The following is a 13,164-nucleotide window of genomic DNA, read 5'->3' as shown; positions in this document are numbered from 1 at the left end:
GGGAGGAGTCACGAAAGGGAGAGGAATCATGAGCGGACGGGGCACGCCGAGGCACCGCCGTTTCCCCTGGGCCTCGTACACGCTGGTGGCCGCCGGCGCCGCCCTGACCGTCGTGCCGTTCCTGGACATGCTGCTGACCTCGTTCAAAGGCCCCGGCGAATTCGGCAGACTGCCCTACCGCTTCCTCCCCCAGGCATTCGATCTCACCAACTACCGTGCCGCGATCGACCGCTTGGACCTGCCCCTGCTCTTCCGCAACAGCGTCCTGGCCACCGCCCTCATCACCGGCTCCATCCTCCTGACGTCCTCGCTCGCCGGCTACGCGCTGGCCAAGCTGCGCTTCCCCGGCCGCGACCTGCTCTTCCGGCTGGTCCTTTCGACGATGATGTTTCCGCCGTTCCTCTTCTTCATCCCGCATTTCCTGATCCTGGTGCACTGGCCCGGGGCCGGCGGAAACGACCTGGCCGGCCGCGGCGGCGCGGGCCTGACCGTCAGCCTCGCCGCCCTCGTCATGCCCTTTCTGGTGTCCGGCTTCGGGATTTTCCTGATGCGGCAGTTCATGGTGGCCATCCCTGACGAAATGCTGGAGGCGGCCCGCATCGACGGCGCCGGGGAATTCGCCCTGTGGTGGCGAATCGTGGCACCACAGACGAAACCCGTCGCGGTCACCCTCACCCTGCTCACCTTCGTCAACGCCTGGAACGAATACCTCTGGGCCCTATTGATCTCCACCGCCAACCCCCACCTGATGACCCTCCCCGTAGGCATCCAACTCCTACAGGACCACCTCGACCCCGACCGCATGGTCCCCGTCATGATGGCCGGCCTCGTACTGAGCGTCCTGCCGGTACTGCTGCTGTTCCTGCTCCTGCAGAAGCATTACTTGCGGGGGGTGCTGCTGAGCGGGCTGAAGTGAGGGGCGTCGGTCTGCCTCGGGCGCGATCATGGATACGTTCCCAGTTGCGTTCATCGGTGCGTACGGGAACCAGCGGGCGGAAACGGCTCCGCGGCGTCCAGGGCCAAAACGGCCAGCGCCGTGACTTGGATGACGGCGTCCCACTCGTCCTGGGTCAGGTCCGGAAATTCGTCGAGCACGCTCCTGGGGACGGGGCAGCCATCCGCGCCCAGAAGGACCTGCGCGAAGGCGAACCCCGAGCTGCTGAGGCACAGGCGCACCCCTCGCCGCAGCCCTGTCTCCTGGACGCTGACGTGCTGAGCGGCGTCCCGGTTGTCGGGAGTCTCCGACGCGAAATCCAGCATCGCCGCAGCCGGGCAGTGAGCTCGTCGTGGTGCCGGTCTGCTCGCTCTGCAAGTGCGGCAAGCGCCTGACAAAACCGCTCTCTGGCTACAGACCGGGTCGACCTCATGGAGCGCCCCCGCTGCCGGCCGGCATCGTCGGGCACAGGCACAGGCTCCGGCTCCGGCTCGAGCACCATAAGGATGAGCTTGGAGACCAGCAGCACGGCTTCCCACTCGTCCTGCCCCATCGTCGGGCAGCCCTGCCGCACCTGCGGTGGGAGATCGCTCCCGTCTGCGCTCCAGAGCAGGTGTGGCAGCCCTACGTCATAGCTCGCGAGCCGCAGACCGAGGCTACGACCCCATCTGTGATCCTCGCCGGCGACGGTGACAAGTCCGACGCGGGAACGCTCACCCAGCGTCTCCTCGCCCAGTTCCCGCAGCGCGACGTCGACTTGGGCCCTGAGCTCCGCCTCGGAAGCGTCTCCCCTCTCGCCGACGTGCAGCAGGGCATCGCGCAGGCGCTCGCGCGGCGATGACGGCTTCATCGTCTCCTTCTACCAGTGCTGCCGAGTCGAGCGACTGTCCCGCCGGCGCATCCGAGAAAAGCAAAAGCCCCAGGTCACGGCGAGTGAGTCCTGGGGCTTCTACAGAGCCGCCTTCGGGATTCGAACCCGAGACCTACGCATTACGAGTGCGTTGCTCTGGCCAACTGAGCTAAGGCGGCGTGGTGCGCGGCCTAGTCTACACATGGCCAGGGGGTGCTTTGGCACCGGTTTACGGGCTGGTCAGGGGGGTGGGGTGGGCGGTGTGGGGTGGGTCACTTGCAGCGCTTGTTCCTGGGTGGGGTGGTGCCTTCCAGGAGGTAGGTGTTGATGGCGGTGTCGACGCAGTCGCTGCCGCGGCCGTAGGCGGTGTGGCCGTCGCCCTCGTAGGTGAGGAGGGTGGCGCTGGAGAGCTGGGCGGCGAGGCCCTTGGCCCAGGCGTAGGGGGTGGCCGGGTCGCGGGTGGTGCCGACGACGACGATCGGGGCGGCGCCCCTGGCCTCGATGCGGTGGGGGACGGCGGTGGCCTTGACCGGCCAGTAGGCGCAGCTCAGGGCGGCCCAGGCGAAGGAGTCGCCGAAGACCGGGGACGCCTTGCGGAAGGCGGGCAGGGCGGCGCGTACCTGGGCGGGGTTGGTGAAGGGGGCCGGTAGGTCGAGGCAGTTGACGGCGGGGTTGGCGAACATCTGGTTGGCGTACGCGCCGTCCGAGTCACGCTCGTAGTAACTGTCGGAGAGGCTGAGCAGGCCGCGGCCGTTGCCGCTCCGGGCCTGGGCGAGGTATTCGCGCAGCAGGGGCCATGCCTGTTCGTCGTACATGGCGGCGACCACACCGTTCGTGGCCAGGGATTCGGTGAGCGGGCGGTCCTCGCCGGTCTCGGCCGGGTGCGCGTCGAGCTGTTTGAAGAGCGCGGAGAGCTGCTTGCCGGCGTCCTCGGGGCTCTTGGTGCCCAGCGGGCAGTCGCTGTGCTTGACGCAGTCCGCGGCGAACGCCAGGAAGGCGGTGTTGAAGCCCGCCGCCTGATCGATGTTGGTGGCGCGGGAGCTGATCGCCGGGTTCATCGCGCCGTCGAGGACGAGGCGGCCGACGCGGGAGGGGTAGAGGCCGGCGTACGTCGCGCCCAGGAAGGTGCCGTAGGACGCGCCGACGTAGGTGAGCTTCTCGTCGCCCAGGACGGCGCGCAGCACGTCCATGTCGCGGGCCGCTTCGATGGTGGAGACGTGCGGGAGGATCTTGCCGGAGCGGGACTGGCAGCCCTTGGCGAAGTCGCGGTAGGCGGCGGTGAGCTTGTCGATCTCGCCCTGGTCGTCCGGGGTCTGGTCGGTCCGGGTGTAGGCGTCCATCTCCTTGTCGGAGAGGCATTCGACGGGCTCGCTGCGGGCCACGCCGCGCGGGTCCATCGCCACCATGTCGTACCGGGCGCGGACGGCCGCCGGCTGCGGCGCGTACTGCTGGAGGTAGTCGATCGCCGATCCGCCGGGACCGCCCGGATTGACCATCAGGGAGCCGATGCGGCTACCGGGGCCGGTGGCCTTCTTGCGGGCCACCGCGAGCTTGATGTCCTTCCCCGCGCCGGGCTTGGCGTAGTCCAGGGGCGCCTTCATCGTCGCGCACTGGAACCCGGACACCCCGCAGTCGCGCCAGCTGAGTTTCTGGGCGTAGTACGGGCGGAGGGCGGCCGGGGCGGCGGCGGGGAGAGGTCCGAGGGAGGGGTCGCCCTCGGGGGTGGCACGCCCGTCGCCGCTTCCCGTTTCCTGGCCGGAAGGTTCCCCGGTGCCGGGGGATTCACCCCCGGAGGAGCAGCCGGAGGTCAGCAGGGCGGTGACCGCGAACACGGCGGTCGCGACGGTGCGGAGCGGGCGGCTGGTGGCCATGGGCGTCCCTAGGTCTCGATCTTGATCTTGATCCGGACGGTCTCGGTCTCATTGTCGATCTCATTGTCGATCTCGGGCTTGGTGTCGGGCTCGATCTGGGTGGCGATCGGGTTCCGAACCCGGGGGGGAGGGGAGGGGCGCGAGGGCCGCGGTCACGGGCGAGGTGACGGGCAGCGTTGACGGGGGGGGTGACGTGGCGGCGTTGACGGGGGGGTGGTGACGTGGCGGCGGTGACGCCGGCGGTCGTAACCCTGGTGGCGGCTGGGCCTGTGGCTGGCTGTGGCTGGCTGTGGCTGGTGTGGCGAACGGCGGCGGGCAGGGAGGCGGCGAACGGCCGTTGGGGCGCGCGGACTCCTCGGCCGTCTTCGGAGTGTGAAGGGGCGGCGGGAGTCGTCCGGAGGGCCGTCAGCCGGCGCGTAGGGCGGCGGTCATGGCTTCGACGGCCAGGAGGGGCGCGACGTTACGGTCGAGGGCCTCGCGGCAGGCGATGACCGCTTCTATCCGGCGCAGCGTGCGTTCCGGGGTGGAGGTGGCGGCGATGCGCTGGATGCTGTCGCGGACCTCTTCGTTGGCGAGCGGGACCGTGGCGCCGACCTGGACGGCGAGTACGTCGCGGTAGAAGCCGGTGAGGTCGATCAGGGCCAGGTCGAGGCTGTCGCGCTGAGTACGGGTGGAGCGGCGCTTCTGCTTGTCCTGGAGTTCCTTCATGACGCCGGCCGTGCCGCGCGGCAGCCGGCCGCCCGTACCGGAGGCGGCGCCCAGCGCGGCGCGCAGTTCGTCGGTCTCCTTGGTGTCGACCTCCTCGGCGACCTGCTTGGCGTCCTCCCCCGCCGCGTCGATCAGTTCCTGGGCGGCCTTGAGGCAGCCGCCGATGTCGTCGATGCGCAGCGGGAGCTTGAGGACGGCGGCGCGGCGGGCGCGGGCCCGCTCGTCGGTGGCGAGGCGGCGGGCCCGGCCGATGTGCCCCTGGGTGGCGCGGGCGGCGAGGGCGGCGGCCCCCGGCTCGATGCCGTCGCGCCGGATCAGGACGTCGGCGACCGCGCTGATCGGGGGCGTGCGCAGGGTGAGCAGGCGGCAGCGGGAGCGGATGGTGGGCAGGACGTCCTCGATGGAGGGGGCGCACAGCAGCCAGACCGTACGGGGCGCGGGCTCCTCGATGGCCTTGAGCAGGACGTTGCCGGCGCCTTCGGTGAGGCGGTCGGCGTCCTCCAGGACGATCACCTGCCAGCGGCCGCCGGCCGGGGAGAGGGACGACCGCCGGACCAGGTCGCGGGTCTCCTTGACGCCGATGGAGAGCAGGTCCGTGCGGACGATCTCGACGTCGGCGTGGGTGCCGACCAGGGAGGTGTGGCAGCCGTCGCAGAACCCGCAGCCCGGTGCGCCGCCGAGCGCGCGGTCCGGGCTGACGCACTGGAGCGCGGCGGCGAACGCGCGGGCGGCGGTCGACCTGCCGGATCCGGGCGGGCCCGTGAACAGCCAGGCGTGCGTCATCTCGGAGGCGCCGATCCGCGCGGGCGTCACCGGGGCGCCGGGCGCGGCCGCCGCGCGGGAGGACGCCGTGGCCGCCGCGCGGTCGGCGGTCACCAGGGCGTCGGCGTCCCGTGCGGCGGCGGCCAGCTTCTCCGTCACCCGGTCCTGGCCGACCACGTCGTCCCATACCGTCATCGCGCTGCCCGCCGTCCTGTCCCTGTCCGTCCTGCCTGCGTGCCTGTTCGTTGCGCTGTGGGCCCGGGTCGCGTGCCGTGCAGCCGTGCAGCCGTGCAGCCGTGCAGCCGTGCGCCAGACGTAGCACGCACGTAGCACTCGCCCGTCACCCGTCACCCGTCGCCCGTCACCCGTCACCCGTCACCCGCGTCGGTCGTACGTCCCGCGCGTGCCGGTGCCTCGCGCGGACCCATGAGGACCCGCGTCCGGTGCCTTGCGCGCCGCCCGTGAACCACCCACGCCGGGTACCTCACGCGCAGCCCGCGAACCACCCACGCCGGTGCCTCCCACGCAGCCCGTGAGTCACCCACGTCCCGTGGGACATGCGCCTCCCGTGAGACACGAGCCCGCCCGTGAGGCACGCCATCCCGCGAGTCCCCCAGCCACGCCCGCCCTACGCCCGCGGCGCACCGCCGTGCGTCCGACCTGCCCGGACCCCCGGAGTACCCGCGTGGGACCCATTGTGGTGCAACCCACTGACAATCGAATCCCGGGAGCCGGCCACGGCCACCGCCACGGCCGCCGCCACACCTTCCGCCGCCACACCCTCCCGGCACCATCCCCCCGGCACCGGAAACGGCCGTGGGGGGGGGGGGGGGGGGGGGGGGGGGGGGGGGGGGGGGGGGGGGGGGGGGGGGGGGGGGGGGGGGGGGGGGGGGGGTGTTTGGGGGGGGGGGAGTCGTCCCCCCCCCCCCCCCTCCCCCCCCCCCCCCCCCCCCCCCCCCCCCCCCCCCCCCCCCCCCCCCCCCCCCCCCCCCCCCCTCACCAACCCCCCCCCCCCCCCCCCCCCCCCCCCCCCCACGGCCGGTGTCACCTGCGGGCGATCGGCTACCGGCCGCGCCGCCTGCCGTTTTCCGGGCCGTGGCGACCGTCGTCGCCGTGCGCGCCGGCGTCCGGGTCCTCGTCGCCGCGCGGGCCGAGGAGTTCGTCGGCCAGCGTGGGGAGATCGTCCAGCGGCGTCTCCTCCGCCCACTCGGGGCGGGGGCGTGCGCGCTGCTCCGTGGGGCGGCCGGTCGCCGGATCGATCTGCGGGAGTTCGCGGGTCCGTTCGACGCCGGACTCAGCCGGGCGGCGAGCCGCCGCCTCGTTCGTGTCCGTGGGCTCCTGCTTACGGAACATCCACGGCGGCACCCGGTCGGCCGGGTCCCCGCCGCGCGCCGCGTCCTGATGACGGGGAGTGGGGGCGCCGGCGGCACCGTGGGCCCCAGAGGTCCCAGAAGCCCCATACGCGGACTCCTGGCCGTACCCGTGGCCGCCGCCCTCACCCCGGTCACGTACGGGCGGCAGCACCGCCGTCTCGTCCGCCGCCGGGCCCGTATGCCGGGCGTCGCCCACCGACGGAAGGACCGTCGTCTCGTCCCCCGCACCGGCATCGCGCACCGGAGGAAGGACCGTCGTCTCCTCGCCCGCGCCGGGCGCCTGGTGCGCCTCCGGCCGCGGCAGCGAAGCCGTCCGCTCGCTGTCCCGGGAGCTGCCTCGGGAGTTGTCCCCGGCGGCGTCACGGGAGCCCGCCCCCGCACCGCCCCAAGAGCCCTCCCCGGAGCCGTCACGGGAGGTCTCCCCCGCACCGCCCCGAGAACCGCCCCAAGCACCCTCCGGCCCCGACTCCGACTCCGTCCCCGGCCCCGACTCCGCCACCCGCTTCCGCAGATCCGCCACCGGAGTCTCCGCCGTAGGCGCGTCCGCCGCCTCGGCCGCCTCGGCCGCCGCCCGGGCCTCCTCCGCGGCCGCCGCCTCCGCCGCCGCCACCCGGGCCTGTTCGGCGCGCAGCAGCGCCGCCTCGGCCTTGCGCTGCTTCTCCAGGCGGCGTTCCTCCGCCTCGCGCCGCAGCCGTGCCTCTTCCTCCGCCTGCTTGCGCAGCCGCTCCTGCTCGGCCTGGCGGGCCCGCTCCTCGGCCTCGCGGCGCTGCCGCTCCGCCTCCGCCGCCTGCCGGGCCTCCTCGGCGCGCCGGCGGGCCTCCTCGGCCTGACGGGCGGCCTCCCGCGCCTTGGCCTCCTCGATCTCCCGGCGCTTGCGCTCCTCCTCCTCGGCGCGCAGCCGGGCGAGCTGCTCCTGGCGCTCGCGCTCCAGGCGCTCCTCCTCCGCCTTGCGCGCGGCCTCTTCCTCGGCCTTGCGGCGGGCCTCCTCCGCGGCGGCCTTGCGGGCCTCCTCCTGGGCCTTCAGCTCCGCCTCGGACAGCGGCAGGACCTGGTCGAGCCGGTGGCGTACGACGGTCGTGACGGCCTCCGGTTCCTGTCCGGCGTCGACGACGAGATAGCGCGCCGGGTCGGCGGCGGCCAGGGTCAGGAAGCCCGCGCGTACCCGCTGGTGGAATTCGGCGGGCTCGGACTCCATCCGGTCCGGTGCCTCGGTGAAGCGCTCGCGGGCGGTCTCCGGCGAGACGTCCAGCAGCACCGTCAGGTGCGGGACGAGGCCGTCGGTGGCCCAGCGCGAGATGCGGGCGATCTCCGTGGGCGAGAGGTCGCGCCCGGCGCCCTGGTAGGCGACCGAGGAGTCGATGTAGCGGTCGCTGATGACGACCGCGCCCCGCTCCAGCGCGGGCCGGATGACGCTGCTGACGTGCTCGGCGCGGTCCGCGGCGAACATCAGGGCCTCGGCGCGGTCGGAGAGCCCGGAGGTGGAGACGTCCAGGATGATCGAGCGCAGCCGCTTGCCGATGGCGGTGGCGCCCGGCTCGCGGGTCACCACGACCTCGTGGCCCTTGTTGCGGATCCACTCCGCGAGCGCCTCGACCTGGGTGGACTTACCGGCGCCGTCGCCGCCCTCCAGGGCGATGAAGAAGCCGGTGGCGGCGGGCGCCTGGTCCGGGTCGCCGCCGCGCAGCGCCTCGCGCAGGTCGCGGCGCAGCGGTACGCCCTGCCGGTCGTCGGTCTTGCCGAGCACCCACGCGGCGACCGGCAGCAGCAGCGCGCCGACCAGCATCAGGGTGAACGCGGCGCCGCCGTGCGCGAAGTCGAAGGTGTCGTTGCCGACGCGGTGCGGGCCGATGACGGCGGCCAGCAGCGGCGCGACGATGACGGCCAGCGCGACGGCGAGCCGGACGACGGCCTGGAGATGCCCGGTGATCCGGGCCGTACGGAACTCCTCCGTCTCCTGCTCCAGCAGGATGTGGCCGGTGTTGGCCGCGATGCCCGCGCTGACGCCGGCCAGCAGCCCCAGCAGCAGCACCGTGGTCTGGTCCGGGACCAGACCCATGGCCAGCAGCGCCAGGCCCGTGACGGCGACCGCCAGGGCGAGCAGCCGGCGCCGGGAGAGGGCGGGCAGCACCTTGTGGGCGCCGCGGATGCCGGCGACCGTGCCGCCGGTCAGGGCGAGGACCAGGAGCGCGAACGTGACCGGTCCGCCGGTCAGGTCGAAGGCGTGCAGGGCGGCGAGGGCGACGGCCGCGGCGATCGCGGCGGCCACCGCGGCGCAGGCGAGCACCAGCAGCGGGACGGCGCCCGTACGTCCCTTGTCGACGCCGGACCCGGAGGCCGCCTTCGGCCGGCGCAGCCCCTCCAGAGGGGAGCGCGGACGCGGGGTGGGGACACCGGGGAGTTCGATGAAGTAGAGGATCGACACGGAGGCCGCGAACAGGCCGGCGGCGACGTAGGAGCCGAGCGCGGCCTGGTGGGTGTGGAACCAGTCGACACCGGTGCCCAGCAGCCTGCCGATCAGGGTGACGACCACCAGGGCGGCGGCCGCCAGGGGCAGCGACACGAAGGTGGTGCGCAGCGAGAGCCGGCGCAGCGCGTCCATGTTGTCCGGCAGCGGCCGTACGGCGGCGCCCTCGGGCGGCGGCGCGGGCAGCAGGCCGGGCGCGGCGCTCTCGCGGGCGACCGTCCAAAAACGTTCGGCGACGCCGACGACGAAGACCGTGATCAGCAGCCAGGCGAGGGCGTCGCCCGGCGTCCAGTCGATCCACAGGGGGGCGATGACCAGGAGTGCCAGCCGGATCCCGTCGGCGCCGATCATCGTCCAGCGTCGGTCGAGCGGTCCGGCGGGCGCGGTCAGCGCGGACAGCGGCCCCAGGAGGACGGCTCCGAAGAGGAGGGTGGCCAGCATCCTGGCCGCGAAGACCACGGTGACGGCGAGGGCGGCGCCGCGATAGCCACCGCCGAAGACGGCCTCGCCTCCCACCGGTACGTACAGCGCCGCCTGAAGGGCGAGCAGTACCAGGACAAGCATGGACAGGGCATCGCCGATGCCCCCGACGAATTGGGCGCTCCACAGTCGCTTCAGTGGGGGGAAGCGCAACAGGGCTCGCACGGCGCGCTCGCGGGAGTCCGCGGCAAGGGCGCCTGAAGTGGGGGTCACGACCGTTGGCTGCTCGGCACGCGTCATTTCGCCAGCCTATCGGGACGGTGCGCGCCCACGGGCGCCCGCCCGAACAAACGGGCGGGCGCGGCGGATCACTGTCCGCCTTGCCCGCCCTTGTCCTGTCCTCGGCGCCCGCCGCCGACGGCTTCGCGGGCCGCCGGCGCCGTGCCGCCTCAGTCCTCGGCCGAAGCCGCCGTCTTCTTGGCCGCCGCCGTCTTCGCGGTGGCCTTCTTGGCGGTCGTCTTCTTCGCCGTCGTCTTCTTGGCCGCGGTGGTCTTCTTCGCCGCGGTCTTCTTGGCCGTCGTCTTCTTGGCCGTGGTGGCCTTCTTGGCCGTGGTGGCCTTCTTCGCCGGCGCCTTCTTGGCGGTCTTCTTCGCCGGCCCCTTGGCCCGCTTGTCCGCCAGCAGCTCGTACCCGCGCTCAGCAGTGATCGTCTCGACGTCGTCGTCCCGGCGCAGCGTCGCGTTGGTCTCGCCGTCGGTCACGTACGCGCCGAAGCGGCCGTCCTTGACCACCACCGGCTTGCCGCTGACCGGGTCGGTGCCCAGCTCCTTCAGCGGCGGCTTGGCGGCGGCCCGACCGCGCTGCTTGGGCTGGGCGTAGATCGCCAGCGCCTCGTCGAGCGTGATCGTGAAGAGCTGGTCCTCGCTCTCCAGGGAGCGCGAGTCGGTGCCCTTCTTGAGGTACGGGCCGTAGCGGCCGTTCTGCGCGGTGATCTCCACGCCCTCGGCGTCCTTGCCGACGACGCGCGGCAGCGACATCAGCTTGAGCGCGTCCTCCAGCGTCACCGTGTCCAGGGACATCGACTTGAACAGCGAGGCGGTGCGCGGCTTCACCGCGTTCTTGCCGGTCTTCGGGGTGCCCTCGGGCAGGATCTCGGTGACGTACGGGCCGTAGCGGCCGTCCTTGGCGACGATCTGGTGGCCGGTCGCCGGGTCCATGCCCAGCTCGAAGTCGCCGCTGGGCTTGGCCAGCAGCTCCTCGGCGTACTCCACCGTCAGCTCGTCGGGCGCCAGGTCGTCGGGCACGTCGGCGCGCTGGTGCCCCTCGGAGTCCTTCTCGCCGCGCTCGACGTACGGGCCGTAGCGGCCGACCCGCAGCATCACGCCGCCGCCGACGGGGAACGAGGAGATCTCCCGGGCGTCGATCGCGCCCAGGTCCTCGACCAGCTCCTTGAGACCGCCGAGGTGGTCGCCGTCACCGTTGCCGGCGTCGGCGGCACCGGCCGCGCCGGTCTCGCCCTCGGCGCCCTCGCCGAAGTAGAAGCGGCGCAGCCACGGCACGGCCTGCGCCTCGCCCCGCGCGATGCGGTCGAGGTCGTCCTCCATCTTGGCGGTGAAGTCGTAGTCGACGAGCCGGCCGAAGTGCTTCTCCAGCAGGTTGACCACGGCGAAGGACAGGAACGAGGGGACGAGCGCGGTGCCCTTCTTGAAGACGTAGCCGCGGTCGAGGATCGTGCCGATGATCGACGCGTACGTCGACGGGCGGCCGATCTCGCGCTCTTCCAGCTCCTTGACGAGCGTCGCCTCGGTGTAGCGGGCGGGCGGCTTGGTGGCGTGCCCGTCGACCGTCATCTCGCGGGCCGCGAGCCCGTCGCCCTCGGAGACCTGCGGCAGCCGCCGCTCGCGGTCGTCCAGCTCGGCGTTGGGGTCGTCGGCGCCTTCGACGTAGGCCTTCATGAAGCCGTGGAAGGTGATGGTCTTGCCGGACGCGCTGAACTCGGCGTCCCGGCCGTCGGACGCCCGGCCACCGATCTTGACGGTGACGGAGTTACCGACCGCGTCCTTCATCTGGGAGGCGACGGTCCGCTTCCAGATCAGCTCGTACAGGCGGAACTGGTCGCCGCTCAGGCCCGTCTCGGCCGGGGTGCGGAAGCGGTCGCCGGAGGGGCGGATCGCCTCGTGCGCCTCCTGGGCGTTCTTGACCTTGCCGGCGTACGTGCGCGGCTTGTCCGGCAGGTAGTCGGCGCCGTAGAGCTGCGTCACCTGCGCCCGGGCCGCGGCGACCGCGGTGTCGGACAGGGTGGTGGAGTCCGTACGCATGTAGGTGATGAAGCCGTTCTCGTACAGCTTCTGCGCCACCTGCATCGTGGCCTTGGCGCCGAAGCCGAGCTTGCGGCTGGCCTCCTGCTGGAGGGTGGTCGTACGGAACGGGGCGTACGGCGAGCGGCGGTAGGGCTTGGACTCGACCGACCGCACCGCGAACGCGGAGTCCTCAAGGGCGGCGGACAGCGTGCGGGCGCCGCCCTCGTCCAGGTGGAGCACGGCCTCGCTCTTGAGGCGGCCGTCGGAGCCGAAGTCCCGGCCCTGCGCGACACGGCGGCCGTCGACGGTGGTCAGCCGGGCCGTGAGCGTGGCGGGGTCGGTCCGGTCGCCCTCGCGGCCGGTGGAGAAGGTGCCGGTCAGGTCCCAGTACTCGGCGGAGCGGAAGGCGATGCGCTCGCGCTCCCGCTCGACGACGAGACGGGTGGCCACCGACTGGACACGGCCGGCCGACAGCCGGGGCATGACCTTCTTCCACAGGACCGGCGAGACCTCGTAGCCGTAGAGGCGGTCGAGGATGCGGCGGGTCTCCTGGGCGTCGACGAGCTTCTGGTTCAGCTCGCGCGGGTTGGCGACGGCCTCGCGGATCGCGTCCTTGGTGATCTCGTGGAAGACCATCCGGTGGACGGGCACCTTGGGCTTGAGGATCTCCTGGAGGTGCCAGGCGATGGCCTCGCCCTCGCGGTCCTCATCTGTGGCGAGGAAGAGTTCGTCGGACTCGGCCAGGAGCTGCTTGAGCTTCTTGACCTGGTCCTTCTTATCGCTGTTGACCACGTAGATGGGCTGGAAGTCGGCGTCGACGTTCACACCGAGACGGGCCCAGGGCTCGCCCTTGTACTTCGCCGGGACCTCTGCCGCGCCGTTGGGAAGGTCGCGGATGTGCCCGACGCTGGCCTCGACCACGTAGCCCGGGCCGAGATAGCCCTTGATCGTCTTCGCCTTGGCAGGCGACTCGACGATGACGAGTCGGCGGCCGCCGCCCTCTGCGGTCTCGCTGGTCGGGGACAACTTCGCTCTTCTCTCCGGTCGACGCTTTCGATGCTCCCGGGCCGGACGCTCGGGGCGTACTGCGGTGACGCTTGACGCTGCGGAGTGTGACGGTACCTCCCGGCCCCGTGTCAAACGGAAAAACCCCGCAACGCCACTCGAACGGTAACCCGACTACATACCTTCATGCCGCCCGGACCGCTCCGGGCACTCCCCGCGGGCCCTGGACGATCTTCTCCGGCGCGTCCGGCGTCCCGAGACGTACCCCGCGCCGCCCCGCGCCGGCCGCCGCCCCGCCCCTGTCGGTGATCTCTCACAGTGACGGTGCCCACCCGGTCCGGCCCCCCGGTGCGGCCCCGGACCGCCCCTCCGCCTGTCATAAGGCGGCCGCCGATGTCGCCGTTGTCTTGATACGGCCCCGAAGGCGACTGGCAGGATGGACGCGGCACGGCTCACCGCTGGAGCCGAGGACTGCCG

The 13,164-nt window shown here is 72.7% G+C and carries 7 protein-coding genes and 1 tRNA gene; 2 read left to right on the top strand and 6 right to left on the bottom strand.

The features are described from left to right. Positions 1-28 precede the first annotated feature (28 nt). Positions 29-916, top strand: coding sequence for a carbohydrate ABC transporter permease (locus tag ACZ45Z_RS20440; RefSeq protein WP_468364079.1), 888 nt, complete (start codon positions 29-31; stop codon positions 914-916). A 50-nt stretch (positions 917-966) separates the two neighbouring features. Here the strand turns inward: ACZ45Z_RS20440 and ACZ45Z_RS20435 are convergent, their stop codons facing one another. Next, on the bottom strand, positions 967-1,260 hold the full coding sequence (locus tag ACZ45Z_RS20435; protein WP_468364077.1) for a hypothetical protein: 294 nt from the start codon (positions 1,258-1,260) through the stop codon (positions 967-969). Positions 1,261-1,604: 344 nt separating this feature from the next. Between ACZ45Z_RS20435 and ACZ45Z_RS20430 the strand changes: the two genes are divergently transcribed. Further along, a complete protein-coding gene (locus ACZ45Z_RS20430; protein ID WP_468364075.1) occupies positions 1,605-1,775 on the top strand; it encodes a hypothetical protein in 171 nt (56 codons plus the stop codon). Between the two features lie 114 nt (positions 1,776-1,889). On the opposite strand, the gene ACZ45Z_RS20425 is transcribed toward ACZ45Z_RS20430, so the two are convergent. The 5 genes from ACZ45Z_RS20425 to topA all read right to left on the bottom strand — a co-directional run bounded on the left by ACZ45Z_RS20425 (position 1,890) and on the right by topA (position 12,708). Next, positions 1,890-1,963, bottom strand: a tRNA-Thr gene (locus ACZ45Z_RS20425). 93 nt (positions 1,964-2,056) lie between these two features. After that, positions 2,057-3,655, bottom strand: a complete 1,599-nt coding sequence (locus ACZ45Z_RS20420; RefSeq protein WP_468364073.1) for an alpha/beta hydrolase — start codon at positions 3,653-3,655, stop codon at positions 2,057-2,059. A 405-nt stretch (positions 3,656-4,060) separates the two neighbouring features. Then, positions 4,061-5,320 carry a DNA polymerase III subunit delta' gene (locus ACZ45Z_RS20415; protein ID WP_468364071.1) on the bottom strand — a complete coding sequence of 420 codons (1,260 nt, stop codon included), beginning with the start codon at positions 5,318-5,320 and terminating at the stop codon, positions 4,061-4,063. A gap of 867 nt (positions 5,321-6,187) precedes the next feature. Further along, the gene (gene tmk, locus ACZ45Z_RS20410) at positions 6,188-9,682 is read right to left on the bottom strand and encodes a dTMP kinase (protein ID WP_468364068.1); all 3,495 of its coding nucleotides are present in this window, start codon (positions 9,680-9,682) and stop codon (positions 6,188-6,190) included. Between the two features lie 149 nt (positions 9,683-9,831). Next, positions 9,832-12,708, bottom strand: a complete 2,877-nt coding sequence (topA, locus tag ACZ45Z_RS20405) for a type I DNA topoisomerase (RefSeq protein WP_468364065.1) — start codon at positions 12,706-12,708, stop codon at positions 9,832-9,834. Positions 12,709-13,164: the final 456 nt, after the last annotated feature.

This window comes from Streptomyces sp. NPDC031210 (genome assembly GCF_055570395.1).
This window is presented reverse-complemented; position numbering and strand designations above follow the sequence as displayed.

Excerpts from the sequence above, each read along its gene's own strand:
- ACZ45Z_RS20440 (WP_468364079.1), top strand. The coding sequence starts at position 29 with ATGAGCGGACGGGGCACGCCGAGGCACCGCCGTTTCCCCTGGGCCTCG.
- ACZ45Z_RS20435 (WP_468364077.1), bottom strand. The coding sequence starts at position 1,260 with ATGCTGGATTTCGCGTCGGAGACTCCCGACAACCGGGACGCCGCTCAG.
- ACZ45Z_RS20420 (WP_468364073.1), bottom strand. The coding sequence starts at position 3,655 with ATGGCCACCAGCCGCCCGCTCCGCACCGTCGCGACCGCCGTGTTCGCG.
- ACZ45Z_RS20415 (WP_468364071.1), bottom strand. The coding sequence starts at position 5,320 with ATGACGGTATGGGACGACGTGGTCGGCCAGGACCGGGTGACGGAGAAG.
- tmk (WP_468364068.1), bottom strand. The coding sequence starts at position 9,682 with ATGACGCGTGCCGAGCAGCCAACGGTCGTGACCCCCACTTCAGGCGCC.